Origin of the sequence: Empedobacter stercoris, from assembly GCF_020281205.1 — a bacterium.
In the GTDB taxonomy this organism is placed as follows: Bacteria; Bacteroidota; Bacteroidia; order Flavobacteriales; family Weeksellaceae; genus Empedobacter; species Empedobacter stercoris.
Map to the genome: position 1 here is coordinate 22,806 of NZ_JACXZC010000022.1, position 19,262 is coordinate 42,067.

Annotated in this window: 15 protein-coding genes; 12 read left to right on the forward strand and 3 right to left on the reverse strand. The window is 32.7% G+C overall.

Annotation, left to right across the window (positions count from 1 at the left end):
- Positions 1–383 precede the first annotated feature (383 nt).
- Positions 384–3,671 (reverse strand): cytochrome c biogenesis protein, encoded by a 3,288-nt coding sequence (ccsA, locus tag IF125_RS10490; protein ID WP_225542429.1) that lies wholly within the window; start codon positions 3,669–3,671, stop codon positions 384–386.
- Between the two features lie 270 nt (positions 3,672–3,941).
- On the opposite strand from ccsA, the gene IF125_RS10495 reads away from it, so the two are divergent.
- The 3 genes from IF125_RS10495 to IF125_RS10505 all read left to right on the forward strand — a co-directional run bounded on the left by IF125_RS10495 (position 3,942) and on the right by IF125_RS10505 (position 6,190).
- The gene (locus tag IF125_RS10495; protein WP_225542430.1) at positions 3,942–4,370 is read left to right on the forward strand and encodes a CC0125/CC1285 family lipoprotein; all 429 of its coding nucleotides are present in this window, start codon (positions 3,942–3,944) and stop codon (positions 4,368–4,370) included.
- A 94-nt stretch (positions 4,371–4,464) separates the two neighbouring features.
- Positions 4,465–5,721 carry a Y-family DNA polymerase gene (locus IF125_RS10500; protein WP_225542431.1) on the forward strand — a complete coding sequence of 419 codons (1,257 nt, stop codon included), beginning with the start codon at positions 4,465–4,467 and terminating at the stop codon, positions 5,719–5,721.
- 10 nt (positions 5,722–5,731) lie between these two features.
- Positions 5,732–6,190: a LexA family protein gene (locus tag IF125_RS10505; RefSeq protein ID WP_171623684.1), complete on the forward strand. Its 459-nt coding sequence runs from the start codon at positions 5,732–5,734 to the stop codon at positions 6,188–6,190.
- Between the two features lie 65 nt (positions 6,191–6,255).
- Here the strand turns inward: IF125_RS10505 and IF125_RS10510 are convergent, their stop codons facing one another.
- Positions 6,256–7,629, reverse strand: a complete 1,374-nt coding sequence (locus IF125_RS10510) for a hypothetical protein (RefSeq protein ID WP_225542432.1) — start codon at positions 7,627–7,629, stop codon at positions 6,256–6,258.
- Between the two features lie 314 nt (positions 7,630–7,943).
- Between IF125_RS10510 and IF125_RS10515 the strand changes: the two genes are divergently transcribed.
- Both IF125_RS10515 and IF125_RS10520 read left to right on the forward strand, forming a co-directional pair.
- Positions 7,944–8,192: a type B 50S ribosomal protein L31 gene (locus IF125_RS10515; RefSeq protein ID WP_171623682.1), complete on the forward strand. Its 249-nt coding sequence runs from the start codon at positions 7,944–7,946 to the stop codon at positions 8,190–8,192.
- Between the two features lie 131 nt (positions 8,193–8,323).
- Positions 8,324–9,496 carry a proline dehydrogenase family protein gene (locus IF125_RS10520; RefSeq protein ID WP_225542433.1) on the forward strand — a complete coding sequence of 391 codons (1,173 nt, stop codon included), beginning with the start codon at positions 8,324–8,326 and terminating at the stop codon, positions 9,494–9,496.
- Positions 9,497–9,551: 55 nt separating this feature from the next.
- Here the strand turns inward: IF125_RS10520 and IF125_RS10525 are convergent, their stop codons facing one another.
- Complete coding sequence (locus IF125_RS10525; RefSeq protein ID WP_171623680.1) at positions 9,552–9,854, reverse strand: hypothetical protein; 303 nt, start codon at positions 9,852–9,854, stop codon at positions 9,552–9,554.
- A 182-nt stretch (positions 9,855–10,036) separates the two neighbouring features.
- On the opposite strand from IF125_RS10525, the gene priA reads away from it, so the two are divergent.
- From priA to IF125_RS10560, 7 genes are all read left to right on the forward strand, one after another.
- A complete protein-coding gene (gene priA / locus IF125_RS10530; RefSeq protein WP_171623679.1) occupies positions 10,037–12,496 on the forward strand; it encodes a replication restart helicase PriA in 2,460 nt (819 codons plus the stop codon).
- Positions 12,497–12,685: 189 nt separating this feature from the next.
- A complete protein-coding gene (locus IF125_RS10535; RefSeq protein ID WP_225542434.1) occupies positions 12,686–13,375 on the forward strand; it encodes an ABC transporter ATP-binding protein in 690 nt (229 codons plus the stop codon).
- A gap of 56 nt (positions 13,376–13,431) precedes the next feature.
- Positions 13,432–14,661 (forward strand): ABC transporter permease, encoded by a 1,230-nt coding sequence (locus IF125_RS10540; protein ID WP_225542435.1) that lies wholly within the window; start codon positions 13,432–13,434, stop codon positions 14,659–14,661.
- Entirely contained in the window at positions 14,661–15,917 is a 1,257-nt protein-coding gene (locus tag IF125_RS10545) for an ABC transporter permease (protein WP_225542436.1), read from the forward strand. The genes IF125_RS10540 and IF125_RS10545 overlap by 1 nt, the downstream gene beginning before the upstream one ends.
- 24 nt (positions 15,918–15,941) lie before the next feature.
- Positions 15,942–17,075 (forward strand): efflux RND transporter periplasmic adaptor subunit, encoded by a 1,134-nt coding sequence (locus tag IF125_RS10550; protein WP_225542437.1) that lies wholly within the window; start codon positions 15,942–15,944, stop codon positions 17,073–17,075.
- A gap of 747 nt (positions 17,076–17,822) precedes the next feature.
- The gene (locus tag IF125_RS10555; RefSeq protein ID WP_225542438.1) at positions 17,823–18,470 is read left to right on the forward strand and encodes a hypothetical protein; all 648 of its coding nucleotides are present in this window, start codon (positions 17,823–17,825) and stop codon (positions 18,468–18,470) included.
- A 235-nt stretch (positions 18,471–18,705) separates the two neighbouring features.
- Positions 18,706–19,260: a hypothetical protein gene (locus tag IF125_RS10560; protein ID WP_225542439.1), complete on the forward strand. Its 555-nt coding sequence runs from the start codon at positions 18,706–18,708 to the stop codon at positions 19,258–19,260.
- Positions 19,261–19,262 lie beyond the last annotated feature (2 nt).

Below are 19,262 nucleotides of genomic sequence, written 5' to 3' on the forward strand. Positions count from 1 at the left end.
AATCCGAATTTTTTGGGTTGTCTTTTTCTTTTGTATCAAGATGTGGAATGCGCTGCAACAACCATTTTTTTCTGAACTTAACAAAGAACCAATTTAAGAAGGTTTGTCTTCTGAAATGCAGCATGAAAAGAGGGGTAAAGTAGAGTAGTGTAACAATGCGCTTTCTTTTTATTAAACGAGAAGCTTCCTTTCTTGTAATAAGAAGCTTCTTGTTTAATAAAAAGTTAGATCGAATTTATTGATAAGGGGAAAATATAAATCTGAATAATTCTCAGAATTGTGTTTTCATTTTATATGCGAGTCGTAGGCAGCGAGAAAAAACATTTAGAAAACAAAAAAGCTCATCTAAAGATGAGCTTTTTTGAAATTATAATTGAATAAATTTATTCTTTTGTTTTGATATGATACACTTTGTTTTGTAGGTACCACGCTGCAAGTGTTAACACTAACATTCCAACTGCTGTTGCAGGAACCCAAAATGGAATTGGAATTGGATCTCCAGCTGCATAAGAGTGTAAACCTGACAGGTAATAGTTAACACCGAAATACGTCATAACAACTGTCCAAATCGCCCACATCGCAGCAACGTTAAACGCGTATTTTCCTCTTAAACCTGGTACTAAACGCATATGTAGAACGACTGCATAAATAATTACCGAAACGAAAGCCCAAGTTTCTTTTGGATCCCAAGACCAATAGCGTCCCCAAGATTCATTAGCCCACATACCACCTAAAAATGTTCCGACAGTAAGTAAATAAATACCGATTGTTAAAGACATTTCAGAAACGTAAGTCATTTCTTTTAACGAAATTTCAATCTTCTTGTTTGGTTTAATCATCATAATAATTAACGAGAAAACGCCTAAAATTGCACTCAATCCAAAGAAACCATAAGACGAAACAATAATTGCAACGTGTACAATTAACCAATACGATTTAAGTACAGGTACCAATGGTGTAATTTGTGGATCTAACATAGAACCTCCGTGCGCAAACCCCATCATAATTACAGCAACCATAGCTCCTGTAGTTGGAATAAATGCATTTCGGTTTTTGTATAATAATAGTCCAGCCAATACACTCACCCAAGAGATAAATACAATGGCTTCGTATCCGTTCGACCAAGGTGCGTGTCCTGTTAAGTACCAACGAACACCCAGTCCTATTGCTTGTCCTATAAAGATGACTAACAATAATCCTAAACAAACATTGATGATTCGGTGTAATGCTTTGCTTTCTGAGAATAATTGAATGAATGATAAAATCATTAAAATTCCACCAACAGTTGCATAAGCAACCATCACCCAAAAGAACACATTGTATTTGTTGTATAATACTTCGATTTCAACTTTTGTTGCAGAAGGAACAACATTTTTCCCCCATTTGTGTTGGTATTTATCAATGTAATCAACTGCATTATCAGCAGGTGTCCAATCACCATTTTCGATACCTTTTGATACCATGTTAAAATATACACTCACCATTCCAAGTGCCATTGTATCAATTTCGACAGGATTTTCTTGTGTCTGATAAATCCAAGAAGTCCAACGTTCTGATGGATCATTTTGTACAGGAATGATTTTTAACTGATACCCTTTCGCTGTTTGATCTAAAATATTGAAACGTTCTGTTACCGAAATAACTTCTTCATCAAATTTTGAACGCTCAGAAGGTTTTCTTGAGAACGCTTCGTTATAGGCTTTGTCTAATTTGAAACGAGTTGTTTTAGGATCAATCAAATTCATTAACGATGTATAACCATCAGCATTCGCATTTGTTATTTTCGCTAATTGATCTCCTCCTTTAGAACCAACTTTAATCATAGGTGCATTCACCCAATAAGCAGGGTCTAATTGTAAAGAGATAAACCATTTATCAGCAGATAAACCGTGAAATTTATCTTTTTTATAGACTTTACGAAGAATTTCTAACGACTGTGTATTCACAGGTTTTATACGTCCTTCGATATCTTGAATTAGTAAATGACCAAATTTGTCAGCATGTTCATCTGGAATTTTAACTCCTTTCGCCAACTCATCGCCATTAGCCATCTCCGAAGAGAAGTTTACGATATGTTCTGGAGAATGTACATTTTGATCAGGTTCAGTTGTTATTTTTTGGTGCGTTGCTTTATTTCCATCAGTCGTTGTAGGATTTTGAGCAAAAGCTAATCCAGACAATAAAAAGAAGGGAAGTAAAATAGTTGTTTTTTTCGTGTGTAAACTTTTTAATAAAGAGTTTAACTGTAAGAAACGAGTTCCTTTCCAGAATAATGAAACAAACATTCCTCCAAATAACATAAAATAACCTAAGTAAGTAATATTAGTTCCCCACCAGTCTTGGTTAACAGATAAAATTGTTCCGTCCTCTGTAGGGAAATAGCTTGATTGGAAAAAACGATAACCTTTATAATCCATTACATTGTTCATATAAATGTGATGTTTTGTTTCTTTTCCTTCATCGATAACTGTAATATTAGATTCGAAAGAAGATGGATTGGTAGAACCAGGATAACGATCTAAAATAAAGTCATCTAAACGAATACTAAACGGAACTTTTACCATCTTAGAACCATATCCTAACGAAATATTCATTCCGTCAATTTGGACATCTGCAGAGTAATTCGAAACACCTTTTCCTCCAACAATAGTTACTGTATCACGTTTGTCACCAACAATCACTTCTGCTCTAATAGCGCCAGGAAGATTTTTTTCGTCTGCTTTAAATTTAGAACCTTGTCTGTATAAAACTTCTCCTTTGAACGAAGGGTTTGGAATCACAAACTGAGCATCGTTAATGGTATATAACGAACGCAATTTTAATGGAGCAGCAACATTAAATTCAACTTTACCAGCGCCTTCTTGCAATTTTTGCATGTCTGTTACTTGTCCAATCTCTTGACCAGCCATTTGTATATAATCACCTTCGAAAGGAGATTTGATAGTCAAATTTTCTCCTTCACCTGTAATTTGTACAGCGCCATCTTGCGGACGGTTATACGCGACAAGTGTTCCGTTAACGCTTTTGATTTCACCATTACGAATAAAAACTGAATTACGTCCACCTTGACCAACTGTAACAATTTCCAAAACGTTAATCCCGTCTTTTCTTCTTACAATTGTATCCAAAGCATGTGGAACAAAATCAAATGTGCGTAGTTTGATTACTTTGTCTTTGAACTGGTATTCACCTTCAAATTGTCTGTATAACAAAGAGTTTGTGCTGTCTTTTCGATCAAAATACGTCATATTGTATTGATGATTGTCGTACGCCAAACGTTGTGTTCCGTCATCAACCATCATCTTGAAATAAGATTTGTATGATGTAATTTCGTTGCTTGTACCTCCTTCTGGAATAGGCATTTCACCCTCGAAACTGATGTAGCGAGTAATTCCTCCTCCAATGAAAATAAACAAAAATGCTAAGTGGAAAACCAATAAAGGCAATTTTTCCTTTGACCATAATCTGTATCGTTTGATGTTCATTAAGAACAGTACGATTAACCAAATCATTAAAACCTCAAACCACTTTGCCTCGTAAATAACAGCTTTTGCAGTAGCCGTATCGTAGTCATTTTCAATGAAAGTGGCATACCCCATAGCGATTGCGTAGATAAACAGCAAGACCGTCATGGTTCTGGTAGAAAATAGATATTTTTCTAATTTACTCATTATTTATAATTGATTTACAAAAATAGGCGAGTTTATCAGATAAAGCATTATAACTTAAATGATTTTTATTAGAATCAATGAGTTAATAGAATGTTAAATAAGTGGTCGAGAAAAGAATGTTAATGTTTTGAATTTAATGACTTTAAAAGGGAATATGAAATGAATGTCATTTATTAAAAAATAATTTGTTAAGAAAATATTTAGATTTCTTAAAATTAGTTGTAAAAGGAACAACTTTTGTTAAAGCTCTTTTTACCAATTTAATTTAATATGAAAAGAATAACTCAAATTTTATGTGCTGGAGTTTTTGTATTGACTTTGGCAAGCTGTAATAACAGCAAAGCTGTTGCATACCAAAAATATAATGGAACAGGAGGTTACACCGAAGAAAAGGTGAATAATGATACGTATATTGTAACATTTGATGGAAATGAGTACAATAAAAAAGGAAGAACATTTGATTATGCTTTGTTAAGAGCAGCGGAAATAGGACAACGAAATAACTTTGATTATTTTGCTGTATTGAGCACCGTAAACGAAAAAGTTTTAGAAAAAAGTAACAGTTACACGAAGTTAGATACTAACGATACATGGTTGAAAGTACAATATTTCAAAAACAATAAACCATTAAAATATCAAACCGTTTACGAACCAGATGTTGTCGTAAAAGAATTGCGCAAAAAATATAAAATGAAATAACTGAAAAGTCACTTCAATTGGAGTGGCTTTATTTTTTATTAAATTAACATTTTCGATGACACGATGTGGCGTTTAATCTTCTCAACTTTGCAGCATGTTCGCTTTAATTGATTGTAATAATTTTTATGCCAGTTGTCATCGTGTATTTCAACCGAAACTTCTTCATCAGCCTATAGTTGTTTTGTCTAATAATGATGGTTGTGTCATTTCGCGTTCTGCAGAAGCGAAGTTAGAGGGGATTCCAATGGGAGCACCTGCACATCAATTTAAACGAATTTTTGAACAAAAAAAGATAGAGGTTTTTTCGTCTAATTATCAATTATATGCGGATATGAGCAATCGAGTGATGTCAATTTTATCGACGTATTCACCCGATTATGAGATTTATTCGATCGATGAATGTTTTCTAAAATTAGAAGGATTTAATCGTTTTGATTTGAAAAATTACGGATTAGAAATCAAATCTAAAATATATCAGTTTACCAAATTACCCGTTTGTGTTGGAATTGCACCAACAAAATCATTGGCAAAATTAGCCAATCATATTGCGAAAAAGTTTCCAGAAATTCACCAAGGTGTGTATGTAATCAAAACGCAAGAACAAATTTACAAAGCACTGAAATGGTTAGATATAGAAGATGTATGGGGAATTGGTCGACGAATGTCTCGACGATTGAGGTGGATAGGTGTTAAAAAAGCACTCGATTTTGTACAATTAAAAGATGATTTTCTTCTAAAAGAATTTTCGATTGTTGGTTTACGTCTGAAAAAAGATTTATTAGGAGAAGCTGTTTTAGATTTAGAAACCGTTTCAGCGAAAAAAAGTATTGCAACAACACGTAGCTTCGAAGAATATACCAGCGATTTTGAATATGTGAAAGAGCGTGTTTCGACTTTTGCTGTTTCGTGTGCAGAAAAACTTCGTAAACAGAAATCATCTTGCAATTTGATTACAGTATTCATTCAGACCAATAATTTTGATAAAAATAAACCACAATATTATCGTTCTATTTCGTGTCAATTGCCTTATGAATCCAATTCGAGTATTACCTTGTCTAAGTTTGCAATAAAGGTTTTTGAACAAATTTATAAAGAAGGATACGAGTACAAAAAGGCTGGAGTAGTGGTTTCGGGAATTGTTTCTTCGGATCAAAAACAATTGTCACTTTTTGAAGAAGAAAATCAACATCATCCTAATTTGATGAAAGCAATTGATACGATGAACAAGAAGTTTGGTGCCTCAAAAATAAAGTTAGCTTCGCAGGATTTGAATAAAACATGGAAAATGCGTCAAAATAAATTGTCTCCTTGTTATACCACAAAATGGAAGGATTTATTAGTTGTTTATTAAACTATAAAAAATGAAGCAAGACATAAAAATAATAGATAAAGAATTAAATGTTTTTGAAATCAATACGGAAGGTGAAAAATATTATATTCCAAATTTTGGTCAAGTAAATGCAGGTTTTCCTTCGCCTGCAGAAGATTTTGTAAACGATAAAATAAGTTTGGACGAACGTTATTTAACGCATCCAGAATCTACTTTTTTGATTGTGGTTGGTGGAGATTCGATGTATCCTATTTATCAAAAAAATGATATTTTGGTGATTCGAACAGATTTGATTCCCTTGCATAATGATGATATAATTGTATCAGTCAATCATGATGATTATACCTTGAAACGTTTTGATAAAGTCAATAATAAATTAGTTGCTCTTAACGCGAGCTATAAAAATTGTGTACAAATACAAGAAAGTGATGAGGTGATTATTTTAGGTGTTGTAGGCGTATTAGTTAGAGAAAAAAGTAATCGAATTTAGATTTATTTAAATGAATTATAGTTCATAAAAAAAGCTCAATCAAATTATGATTGAGCTTTTTAATTTTATTGATATGCCCCAATCGTAGGAGTCGTTCCTCGTGGTTGACCATTATAATCTAACGGAAATTGTTGTGCAAAACTAACTTTTCCTTTATTCTTTGCAGGAGATTCGGCTTTTAGCCATAGTTTATTGGCATTATAATCAGTGTTTTCAAACATTGGGTTTAATGTAATATTGTCCAAGAAATTTGGAGCAGTTGTTACATTTAATGTTGAGGTATCCGAATTATGAATAATATTGGTATCGAATAAATAATTAAATGGAGCACCATCTTTTTTATCTAATACGATTGCATTTGGTGTACGTTCATTATAAAAAATACAGTTTCCAAAAGTCGCTTTTGTTAAAGCCGAAACATTTTTATCATTGTTTTCGTTACTCAAGAAAAGTGAATAAGCTGGTCCGGCCGCAGTTGCAAAATTGAAATAATTAGCAAATGTTGAATGATAAAATTCGTATGATCCACCATATTCTATAGCTAAAGTTGCTAAATTACTGTTGTTCATAACCAAATTATGACCAGTAATTGTGGCATTTGTAGCTAAAATTCCGTACGATTGATTATTAACAATCTTCGCATTACTAATCTCTAATTTCGCATTGTTCACATGTAAACCAGTATCGGCACCAATAATTTTAGCATAATTAATTTTTGACGTACTATTTGGCGCTAATTCTATTTTATTCCATTGATCAGGAATCGAATCATATTTGTTGTTATGACGAGCCGAACGGAATTTTACTTCCTCATTCAAAGCACCATTTACCATAAGTTTCGCGCTGTTACCAATCGTTAAACTTGCACCTTTTTTGAAATATACTTTCGCACCTTTGTCAATTGTTAAATCGCTGGTAACAGTTAAATTTCCATCAATCACTTGCGCTTCATTTACATTCCAATTAGCAGAAGAAATCGTAGCATCTTTCGGATGAATTTTAGCTTTTTCTATCCACGATAATAATTTAATCTTTTTCGAAGAATTAGATGTTTCGAAATTAATTTCATCATCGTATAATGGATTTTGAGGCGCTTCTTGTGCATTAACTTCAACGAAAATAAATAAACTATCTTTTTTACGGATAGGAACATTTTCGAAACTTGTTCCTGCTTTTCCGTCAACATTAATATTAAAAAATGATTGATCTCCACGTGTCAAATAAATTTTCGGAATCACGCGATCATCATTTTCCGGGTTATAAATTTTTAAGAGATATGTCTCTGATTTCGAAAAATTATATACGGTGTCTACGGAAACAGTATCTTTGCTATAGCGCAATTCAGAACTAATTGGATCATAGTCAAAATCATCGCGACACGATTGAAAACCAATCAAAGAAGCGATACCAAGTCCAGCGACAAATGTTTTTACATTCATAGAATTAATGATTCATTGATAATAGTTAAACTACAAATGCGGTAATTTATTGTTTATAAGACAAAGATAAAAATTAGATTTTTATAGAGAGAATCTGAGAAAAATATTTGTACAAATAACGAAAATGTTTATATTTGCACCACGAAAAAAATGTGTACAAGAAGTGCAGGTTTAATTTTAAGAAGCCCATTACACTCGAAATTAAATTTGCTTAACGTATTGTTTTAAATGTTTTTTCAGTCAAATTGATTGCAACATTCTCAAAATAATATTATCTTTGCACTCCAATAAAGTTAACAAAGAAGATTAAAAAAATGAAAAAAGATATCCACCCAACAAATTACCGTTTAGTAGCATTCAAAGATATGTCTAACGAAGAAGTATTCATCACAAAATCTTGTGCAGATACTAGAGATACATTAGTTGTTGACGGAGTAGAGTACCCATTAATCAAAATGGAGATTTCTTCTACATCTCACCCATTTTACACAGGTAAATCTAAATTGGTTGATACTGCAGGACGTATCGACAAATTCAGAAGCAAATATGCTAAAAGAGGATAAGAATAGGCAACTATTTTATACCATTAAAATATATCAAAAACCTACAAGAATTTCTTGTAGGTTTTTTTATTTTAATCAGGTTTTAATTATAAATTTGTAAAGTTATATAACACAAAAAATAATTAACTCACATGTCATTATTCGACAATACACAGTTTGCTTTCGAATCGAAATCTGACAAAGATTTAAAGAAAGCCTATTACTTATACAAATTAATCGGAAGCCCCGCATTAACAAGTTTTGGAACTAAGTTTTTTAATTTACCATTTGCCGTAGATTTACCATTCGTTAAACCTGCCATTCGCGAAACAATTTACAAACAATTTGTAGGAGGCGAAACAGCAGAGCAAGGTGTGGTTGTAGCAAATGAATTATTTAAATACCATGTAAGTTCTATTTTAGATTACTCGGTTGAAGGATTAACAGAAGAAAAACAATTTGACGAAGTTCGTGACGTGATGTTACATTTAGTTGATTTGGCAAAATCAAATCCTTCAATTCCATTTGTAGTTTTTAAACCTACAGCATTTGGACGAATCGAATTATTTGAAAAAGTAGGAAAAAAACAAACATTAACAGCTGAAGAAGAAAAATCTTGGGCAAATATTCGTCAACGTTTCGAAGCAGTTTGTCAAAAAGGTTACGATTTAGACGTTAACATTATGATTGATGCAGAAGAAACTTGGATGCAAGGATCTGCAGATGATTTGACAGACGAAATGATGATGAAGTACAATACAAAACGTGCCTTGGTTTGGAATACGTTGCAAATGTATCGTCATGACCGTTTGGCTTATTTGAAAGAGATGTATGCAAAAGCTGAACGCGAAGGTTATTTCTTAGGATTTAAAATTGTTCGTGGAGCTTATATGGAAAAAGAACGTGCACGTGCGCAAGCAGAAGGTTATCCATCTCCAATTCAACCAAACAAGGAAGCATCAGACAGAGATTATAACTTAGCTTTAGAATTTATAACAACGCATCATGAGCGTTTTGGTTTATTTGCAGGTTCGCACAACGAAGAAAGTTGCGAATTGTTGATTAAATTAATGAACGAAAATGGAATCGAGAAAAGTAATCCTAATTTCTGGTTTGGACAATTATTCGGAATGAGTGATAATATTTCGTTTAACTTGGCTCATTTAGGTTATAATATTGCAAAATATTTACCTTACGGACCAATCAAAGAAGTGATTCCATACTTGGTTCGTCGTGCACAAGAAAATACCTCTGTTGCTGGACAAACTGGACGAGAATTGATGTTGATTGAAAAAGAATTAGAACGTCGTAAAAAATCGAAATAATCGAAATATATTATAAATAAAAATCCACTCAAACGAGTGGATTTTTTTATTCAATCTATTTTTTCTTAATTCTAATTTTTCCTTTGTGTTCGTGATACATCATACATGTCGCTTTATTATCGAGCTCATCACATGTTTTTTCAAAATCATAAATAACACTTACACTTTCACCTTCTTTTTTTTCTGAAAGTATTTCAGCATTGCAAACCAAATAATCCACTTTATTATCTATACGAATGTAAGTTCCTGTACAATCTCTAACAATTTCTCCTGTAAATAAGCGATCGTGTGTAACAGTTGTGCTACAAGAAAAAAGTATGAAGGTAGAAAGAGTTGCTAAAGTGAAAAGTGATTTCATATTTTAAAAGAATTTATTATTCTTAAAGATAAAACTTTCAATTCAAATTTATAGCTCATTTTATATAATTATTTATCCAAACAAACTGAAAATGAAATGATAATAATTTGTAAAAGTTTATGCTTTTATAATCTTAATTTCTGAGAAAAAAAATGCTTAACTTGCCCTTTTAATCGTATAAAATGAACACAACTTATTTTGCTGAAATTATTTTACCACTATCGTTGAATGGGACTTTTACTTACCATCTTTCCGAATCAGATGTACAGCAAATTAAGATTGGTCAGCGCGTTTCTGTACCTTTTGGAACCCAAAAGCTGTATACGGGTGTTGTACATTCTGTTCATCAAAATGCGCCAGAATTATACAAAACAAAATCAATTCATGCTTTTTTGGATGACGAACCTTTGGTTACGCAAACACAGATAAAGTTTTGGGAATGGATGGCGAATTATTATATGTGCTCATTGGGAGATGTTTTTCGGAATGCCTTTCCTTCAGCGTTAAAATTAGAATCACAGACTTTTGTTCGATTGATTAATCCCAATTACGAAACGATAGAAGAATTAAATGATTACGAATTCTTGGTTTTCGAAGCATTGAAACTTCGAGAAATTATTTCGGTTGAAGAAGCAGCTTTGATTGTAGATGAGAAATCTGCTATTCCTACACTTAAATTATTAATTGATAAAGGAATTATTCGGTTAGATGAAAAACTGAACGAAAAGTATACACCAAAAATTGATAATTATGTCAGATTACATCCCAATTTAAAAGGAAATGAAACGGCTTTCATCGAAATTTTAAGTCAATTAAATAAAGCACCAAAACAACGTGAAACCTTGTTACAATTAATTACGTTAGAAACGCAATTGCAAGAAAAACCGCTCAAAGTTGCTGATTTTGTAAAACAAGGTGCTACAAATGCAGTGTTGAAATCGTTGGCAGAGAAAGGAGCTGTTGAGATTTATCAGCATCAAACATCTCGCGTAGAAGAAGAAGAAAAAGATGTTGCTGCGATTGCGGAATTAACATTGAAACAAACTGAAGCTTTAAACCAAATTAAAGAATATTTTAGAGAAAAATCCACTGTTTTGTTGCATGGTGTAACATCAAGCGGTAAAACGGAAATTTACCTCAAATTGATGGAGCAAGTGATTGCAAAAGGAAATAAAGTGTTGTATTTATTGCCTGAAATTTCTGTTACCACGCAAATTGTTCATCGTATCAAAAAACATTTTGGTGAAAAGGTAGGGGTTTATCATTCTAAATTTAATCAAAATGAACGTGTCGAATTGTGGCAAAAAACCTTGAATGGAGATTTTGACATTATTATCGGTCCGCGAACTGCGCTGTATCTACCTTTTGATCATTTGGGAATGATTATCGTAGACGAAGAACACGAATCTTCTTACAAACAAATGGATGTTAAACCTTTTTTTCATGCACGTGATATGGCGATGTTGTTAGGAGGAATGATGAATGCGAAAATCTTATTAGGTTCTGCTACGCCTTCTGCTGAAAGTTATTTTAATGCAAAACAAAATAAATATGGTTATGTTGAGTTAAAAGAGCGTTTTGGAAATATACAATTGCCAGAAATTAATTTGATTGATCTAAAAAAAGCACAAAAAGAAAAGGAAATAACAGAAGATATTTCGCACACACTTCGAGACGAAATTTTTGAGCAATTAAACCTAAAGAAACAAGTCATTCTGTTTCAGAATCGTCGTGGATATGCACCGATTATGGAATGTAATACCTGTGGTCATACACCCGAATGTTCGAATTGTGATGTGAGTTTAACTTATCATAAATTCTCAAATCAATTAAAATGTCATTATTGTGGTTATGCCCAAGCTAAGCCATTGCGTTGTCCAAGTTGTGGTTCGCATGAATTGAATACAAAAGGTATTGGTACAGAACAAATAGAACATCAAGTACAAGCTATTTTTCCAGAAGCGAAGGTCAGAAGAATGGATGTAGATGCGATGAGAGGAAAGTTTGCCTACGAAAAATTAATTGAAGATTTTGAAAACAAAGAAATTGATATTTTGATCGGTACACAAATGATTACTAAAGGGTTTGATTTTGGAAATGTAAATTTTGTTGGTGTGATTCGAGCAGATTCTTTGTTGAATTTCCCTGATTTTAGAGCACATGAAAAAGCATTTCAATTGTTGACGCAAGTTTCTGGACGAGCAGGGAGAAGACAAGAACAAGGGAAAGTATTGATTCAATCTTTTCAGCCCGAACATCAGATTTTGCAAAATGTCACAACGTATAGTTATGCGCCAACGATGAAGGATATTTTGTACGAACGCAAAGAGTTTTTGTATCCTCCTTATGCACGCTTAATCAAACTTCGTTTTAAACATAAAAATAAAGAACGATTAGATAAAACAGCAGCTCAATTGGTTACTTTACTTCAACCAAGTTTCGAGACTAAATGTTTGCTTGGACCAGAAGCGCCGTCGATTGGACGAATCAATAATTTATATATTACAGATGTGATGATTAAAATTCGACCAAATCAATCGCCTCAAAAAGTAAAAGATTTAATTCAATCAAAAATAGATCAATTGCATACAATTGCAGCTTTTCGTTCGGTACGAATTGATGTAGATGTAGATCCTGTTTAAAAATATAAACTCTCAAAACCTTAGGTTTTGAGAGTTTTTTAGTTGATGTTATACTTCAAAATTACTTAACGATTTAATTCGATACAGCTAAGATTAAATCTATTCAACAGAATTCTTCAAAAGTGAGTGTAACATTTTTCCAATAATTTCGACTTATCTGTTATCTTTATTGAAATTTTACAACAATCTATGATATCTATTCGAGATTTAAATAAATCCTACATAATGGGGAAAAATAAACTTCACGTATTAAAAGGAATCAACCTTGAAATAGCGGAAGGCGAGTTTGTTGCGATTATGGGATCTTCGGGTTCGGGTAAATCAACTTTATTGAATATCATTGGAATGTTGGATGAACATGATACAGGTGTTTATGAACTGGATGGTGTTAGAATTGAAAAATTAAACGAGACAAAAGCGGCTAATTATCGGAACAAATTCTTAGGTTTTATTTTTCAATCCTATAACTTAATTAGTTTCAAAAATGTATTGGAGAACGTAGCCTTACCGCTGTATTATCAAAAAGTAAAACGTTCAGACCGAAATAAAATAGCACTTAGTTACCTCGAAAGAGTAGGATTGGAACCTTGGGCTTCTCATATGCCTAACGAACTCTCGGGAGGACAAAAGCAGCGTGTGGCAATAGCACGAGCTTTGGCAGCAAAACCTAAATTGTTATTAGCAGATGAGCCTACTGGAGCGTTGGATACCAAAACTTCACAAGAAGTCATGCATCTAATTCAAGAAATTAATGACGAAGGAAAAACAATTGTGATGGTGACGCACGAAGACGATATTGCGAATATGTGTAAACGTATTGTTCGTCTAAAAGATGGTGTAATTGTAAGTGACGAAAAAGTAGAACAAGTAAGAGTTTAATGATTTTCGAATTTCAAATTTTGGAAATTTTAAATCAAAAATCGTAAATATAGAATATGTTTGATACAGACCGTTGGCGAGAAATTTGGTCGTCTATTGCAAGTAATAAATTGCGTACAGCATTGTCTGGATTGACAATTGCTTTGGCGCTTTTTGTGTTTATTACCTTGTATGGATTGGGAAATGGTTTGCAAAATGGTTTTCAACAAGAATTTTTTCAGGCAAATTCGTTAAATATAACTATTAACGGAGGAACAACAACAGAACCTTATAAGGGATTTAAGCAAGGACGAAAAATTGAGTTGGATATCAAAGACTTCAATTTTATTCAACATTCTTATCCTGAAGAAATCAAATCAGTTGTAAGTACAATTGCCAAAGTAGATACGATTCGAAACGAAGCCAATTCTGGTAGTTATTCGATTACTGGAGTTTATCCTGCTTATGAGGGAATGATCAATGAAAAAGTAACTCTTGGTCGATTTATCAATCAAAAAGATATGGACAATCAGACCAAATCTATTGTAGTAGGACGATTAGTTGCACAAGACTTTTATCCCAATCAAATTGCGATTGGTAAATACTTACAAATAGGAGCGAGCATGTACCAAATTGTAGGTGTTTTCGAAAGTAAAGATGGTGGCGATAATGCCGAACGAGCGTTGTATGCACCATTCACAACATTCAGAACAATTTATGCGACAGATAAGGTTTCGTCTATTATTGTAATGCCAAAAGATGGCATGTCCTTGACTGATATTTCTAAATTAGCAAATGCAATCGAATATAATATGAGAGCTCGACACAATGTTGCGTCTTCAGATTATGGTGGAATGTGGGTGCGTAACGCTGCCGAAACAATGGAAGATACCAATCAGTTTTTTGTAATCTTAACAATAATTGTCTTTGTAATTGGAGGAGGAAGTTTAATTGCAGGAATTGTAAGTATTGGAAACATAATGGTGTTTAGCGTAAAAGAACGTACCAAAGAAATTGGTATTCGCAAGGCTTTAGGTGCAACACCAGCCAATGTTTTGTCGCTTATTTTGCAAGAAGCTATTATAATTACACTTATTTTTGGAGCCATAGGAATTGCTTTTGCCGCTTTATTAGTAGAGAATATTGGCGATAGTTTAGAAGAATATTTTATTTATAATCCAGGTGTTGAAACCAATTCGTTGGTAATGGCTTGTATTATTTTGTTTGTTGCAGGAACAGTTTCTGGATTAATTCCAGCTTTGAATGCAGCACGTATAAAACCAATTGATGCTTTAAGAGACGAATAATGAACTTTGTAAAATTTGTTTTTGATCCAGATGCTTGGAGCGAAGTCTACGTGGCGATTCGCAAAAATAAGTTGCGCACTATTTTGACGATGATAGGTGTAGCTTGGGGAATGTTCTTGTTTGTTCTTTTGTTAGGAGTGACACGTGGTTTACAAAATGGTTTTGATCGCAATTTGGCAAATGCCGCAACCAATTCTTTATTTGTTTGGGGAGGTACTACTTCAATGCCGTACCAAGGTTTTCAGAAAGGACGCACAATTGAATTGAAAATGAGTGACGTTCGACAAATTCAGGCTCGTTTTCCTCAAATTTCGTTGTTAGCTCCTCGAAACTCGAAACCAAATTCAATATTAACTTACGGAACAAAATATAATTTTTACACGGTTAATGGAGATTATCCAGATCAAAACCGAATGTTTGGAAAAGACATCATTCAAGGTCGCTTTATCAACGAAGATGATATCAAAACTGAAGCTAAAATTTGTGTTATTGGAATAGAAGTTGCCGAACAATTCTTCGGAAAAAACGCACATCCTTTGGGAAAATCAATTCGTATAAGTGATAGTTATTACACAATTGTAGGGGTTTACGACACGCCTTCTTCACCCGTAGAAAGCAAAGATCAGGTATTTATTCCATTTACAACATTCCAAAAAATATACAATCAAGGAGAAACAATTCAATATTTGAGCTTGAGTTTACCCAATAATTATAATATTGTAGCTTTTGAAAAAGAATTGAAAACGTTTCTCAAACAAATCAAAAACATTGCACCCGAAGATGATCAAGGAATAGGTGGTTTTAATTTAGGTGAAATGCTGGGTAAAATTATGAAGTTTGTAAAAGGAATGCAATTTTTAGCAATCGTTGTAGGCGGAATGACTCTTTTTTCCGGTGTTATTGCAATTGCAAGTATTCTATTGATTACAGTTTCAGAGCGTACAAAAGAATTCGGAATTCGAAGAGCTTTAGGTGCAATTCCAGCTCAAATTCGAGGTCAAATTTTATTAGAGTCAGTTGTGTTAACTTTAATTGCTGGATTAGGCGGAATTATTTTTGCTGCATTATTATTAATGGTTCTTAACGAAGTGATCATTCCATCCAATAAAAACATACCTTTATATAATGCCTCAATCGATTTGATTACCTTATTTACAGCTTTAGCTGTCATGGTTGTTATGGCAACTTTAGCGGGTTTAATTCCTGCACAACGCGCAATACAAATCAAGCCAATTGATGCTTTAAGAGACGAATAACTAAAACTTAACAAATAGAAAAGAATGAAAAAAATTCTAAAGATTTTGATGATTGTCATTTTTATCGGTGCTGTAATCGGTGTGATTGCGTATTTCGGTAAAAAGAATAGCCAAGACAATGAAGTTTACGAGACAACCACCCCTTTTATGGGAAATATCGAAGTAAAAGCTGTTGCAACAGGCGAAGTGAAACCGTTAGAAACGATAGAAATTAAACCCAATATTTCGGGGGTTATAAAATCAATCAATGTATCCGAAGGTCAATATGTAGAAAAAGGACAATTAATTTGCGAACTAAAAGTTGTCCCAAATGTTCAATCGCTAAATGCGGCGCGTCAAGCTATTCAAGCTGCACAGATTACAGTCGATCAGGAACGTCGTAACTTCAATCGAACATCTACTTTATATAATCAAGGCGTTTTACCTCGCGCTGATTACGACAATGCAAATGCAATTTATAAGTCAGCTCAACAACAATTAAAAGCTGCTGAAAATGATTATAAAGTCGCACAAACAGGTATTGCTCCAGGTTTGGAAGCGTATGCGACGACACGTATTTTAGCAACAACTTCTGGAATGATTCTCGACATTCCTGTTGAGGTAGGAAATATGGTTCAAGAAATCAATAATTTCTCTACAGGAACGACGATCGCTACAATGGCAGATGTTAAGAAAATGATTTTTCAAGGAAAAGTTGATGAGGCTGAGGTTGGTAAATTAAAAGAAGGCATGAAAATTAACGTGTCGATTGGGGCAATTCCAAATAAAACGTTTACAGCAATCTTAGATTTTATCTCGCCTCAAGGAGTAGCGAATAATGGAGTAGTGCAGTTCGAAATCAAAGCGCCAGTACAATTGGATTCTAATAATTTTATTCGTGCAGGTTACTCTGCAAATGCTGAGGTAGTGACGCAGGAAGCAAAAAATGTTTTGTTGGTAAAATCTGCTCATGTGCGCTATGATGAAAACCAAAAGCCGTATGTCGAAATTCTAACTTCTGGCAAAGGACAAGATGCGAAGTACGAGAAAAAATACATTACATTAGGAATTACAGATGGAGTAAATGTACAAGTGAAATCAGGCCTTAACAAATCAGATAAAATAAAAATTTGGAATACCGATTTAGAAAAAAATAAAAACGGAAATGGACCGCATTAAAAATACCCATTAAACAACAGATAGAAGGAAAATAGTGATGTTTTCCTTCTTTTTTTTTTTGACTAATTTATTTCGCTTCGCGAAACCTTTCCCGAGTCCATAACCCAAAAGTAGCCGCTGCCCATTTGCTTGATTCAGCAAATCGTCACCGCCTAATCATTTTATGCAGTGAAAATACAAACCTCGCGCGCAATGAGTTTCCTTTTTTTTAAACTATAAACCGTCCAAAAAAAGTATTGTATACACTCTACTGCCTCTCTACTGCCACTATGTTGCCTTCATCTTGCCTTCATCCTGCCTTTAAGTAGGGAGTAAGCTGCAAGTACGAATTGAGGATATAGCTGATTTTTCACGAAACTTAAATCAAAATTATGACTAAAAATATTAGTTCTATTTTTAAGTAGCGTAGGGTATTTTACTTTCATTTCAATATTGATTGGAACTCAAGGTTGGAAAAATATGTTTGATAGTCTAAAAAATATAAAAGAAAATCCACTCGATTTTTATATGTTTTTATGGCCAATTATAATTTCAGAATACTTTTATTTGTTAACATAAAACTTTATTTGAATTTAAAATCACACAAAAAAAATCCATAAACAATTCTAAATACGCAATTAATTAGCTTATTTAATTTACTCACTTTCAGTAAATAGCGTCTATTTTACTTTTTATTTGGTTTTTATAGAAAGTTGCGTATATTTGAGAGTTAGCGGCAATATTCCCAAAACTCAGTACCCAAACCAAATGAAAGTAATAAATCGTAATAATATTTTTCAGAATTATCTAGAAATTAGAAAATTAATCTCAAACTTTCAAAATGCTTTTTTTGATGAAGAATACGACTCAAAAGAAGATGAAATTTTTGACGCTCTAAGTTTTGAAAATAAAATTGAAACTGAAAATTTTTCTGTTCGAGTTCCAAATAATAACCTTGAAAATCATCCTGATAAATTAACTGAAAAAATCAAAAGTTTACTTGACTTTTTAAATGTTAAGGAATTAATTATTATTTCCCATTTAAAACTCGATTTTTTTGGAAATTTGGAACACGACTTCCCAAAAGTTATAAATGCTTATAAAAAATTATCAGAATATTTACCAAACAAAAGTTTCAAAGAAGCTATTGAACTAGACAAATCAGAAATTGCGAATTTTGTAGAAATTTTCTTTTGGTTAGAACGTTGTGACGCAAGTATTCCAGAATATGTTTTTTGGTTTGATAAAGATGAAAAATTCTGTTTCTATTTGTGCAAATATGGAAACATCCATTTTATAGATTTAACGAAAGGAAATCTAATACCCGAAAACGAATTGAAAAATCTTGGCTTTGAATTAGATGATGAAAATCAATTTGAAAAAAACGCAATTGAAGGAAGGCAAATAAAAATCTGATAAATACTGCCGCTAACAAGGTATTGCCAAAAGCGGGGCTAAAGTGCAAAACTCAGCTTTCGTTTTTCAATTTCGCCAAAAACGAATTTTATTCGTTTTTTATTTGTAAATTTAACTCATAAAAATTCGTTTTGGCTCGCCTCGGTGCAGAATTTAAGCTTTCAGCCATAAATTCCCCGCCTTCGGCAATACCCGAAACGTTACCTTCAATGCTACCAAAAACATCGTTATAAAAATGGGAATAGGAATATTTTATTTATTAATAATTTTAGTCATTCTGACAACTTGTTGCTTAATTTGGCTTTTTATTTCAATCAAAAAGAAAAGTAAAATTGGAATCATTATACCGATACTATTTTTTCTTTTTGTTGGATTTCTATTTTCATTAAATTACATTGATGAAAACACAATTTCGAATGAAGATGTAAAAAATGATTTGCAAGTCATAAATTTAAATCTTAAAGATACTTTTAAAATACTTGAAAACGATGTTAGTGGAATGCCTGAGAGGTATCAAAAAACAAAAATTGAAATTTCCAATACTGACAAACAAAACTTAATTTCAGAAATTATAAATTCAAAAAATTTCGAAAATTTAAAATCTAAAGAAGATATTAGAATAAATTCAGAAAAGAAAAACAGATATTTATCACATGATATTTTGAACTATAAATATCCTGATTTTTATTCTCGTGAATTCTACACCGAAATTAATAATATTCCTACTCGATTTTTTTTGAAACTTGATATCAAAAGCAATGAACTTGAATATCAGAAAATTGGAGATTAAAA

Excerpts from the sequence above, each read along its gene's own strand:
- priA (WP_171623679.1), top strand. The coding sequence starts at position 10,037 with ATGAACACAACTTATTTTGCTGAAATTATTTTACCACTATCGTTGAAT.
- IF125_RS10510 (WP_225542432.1), bottom strand. The coding sequence starts at position 7,629 with ATGAATGTAAAAACATTTGTCGCTGGACTTGGTATCGCTTCTTTGATT.
- IF125_RS10495 (WP_225542430.1), top strand. The coding sequence starts at position 3,942 with ATGAAAAGAATAACTCAAATTTTATGTGCTGGAGTTTTTGTATTGACT.
- IF125_RS10550 (WP_225542437.1), top strand. The coding sequence starts at position 15,942 with ATGAAAAAAATTCTAAAGATTTTGATGATTGTCATTTTTATCGGTGCT.
- IF125_RS10535 (WP_225542434.1), top strand. The coding sequence starts at position 12,686 with ATGATATCTATTCGAGATTTAAATAAATCCTACATAATGGGGAAAAAT.
- IF125_RS10555 (WP_225542438.1), top strand. The coding sequence starts at position 17,823 with ATGAAAGTAATAAATCGTAATAATATTTTTCAGAATTATCTAGAAATT.
- IF125_RS10520 (WP_225542433.1), top strand. The coding sequence starts at position 8,324 with ATGTCATTATTCGACAATACACAGTTTGCTTTCGAATCGAAATCTGAC.
- IF125_RS10525 (WP_171623680.1), bottom strand. The coding sequence starts at position 9,854 with ATGAAATCACTTTTCACTTTAGCAACTCTTTCTACCTTCATACTTTTT.
- IF125_RS10505 (WP_171623684.1), top strand. The coding sequence starts at position 5,732 with ATGAAGCAAGACATAAAAATAATAGATAAAGAATTAAATGTTTTTGAA.
- IF125_RS10545 (WP_225542436.1), top strand. The coding sequence starts at position 14,661 with ATGAACTTTGTAAAATTTGTTTTTGATCCAGATGCTTGGAGCGAAGTC.
- ccsA (WP_225542429.1), bottom strand. The coding sequence starts at position 3,671 with ATGAGTAAATTAGAAAAATATCTATTTTCTACCAGAACCATGACGGTC.
- IF125_RS10515 (WP_171623682.1), top strand. The coding sequence starts at position 7,944 with ATGAAAAAAGATATCCACCCAACAAATTACCGTTTAGTAGCATTCAAA.
- IF125_RS10560 (WP_225542439.1), top strand. The coding sequence starts at position 18,706 with ATGGGAATAGGAATATTTTATTTATTAATAATTTTAGTCATTCTGACA.
- IF125_RS10500 (WP_225542431.1), top strand. The coding sequence starts at position 4,465 with ATGTTCGCTTTAATTGATTGTAATAATTTTTATGCCAGTTGTCATCGT.
- IF125_RS10540 (WP_225542435.1), top strand. The coding sequence starts at position 13,432 with ATGTTTGATACAGACCGTTGGCGAGAAATTTGGTCGTCTATTGCAAGT.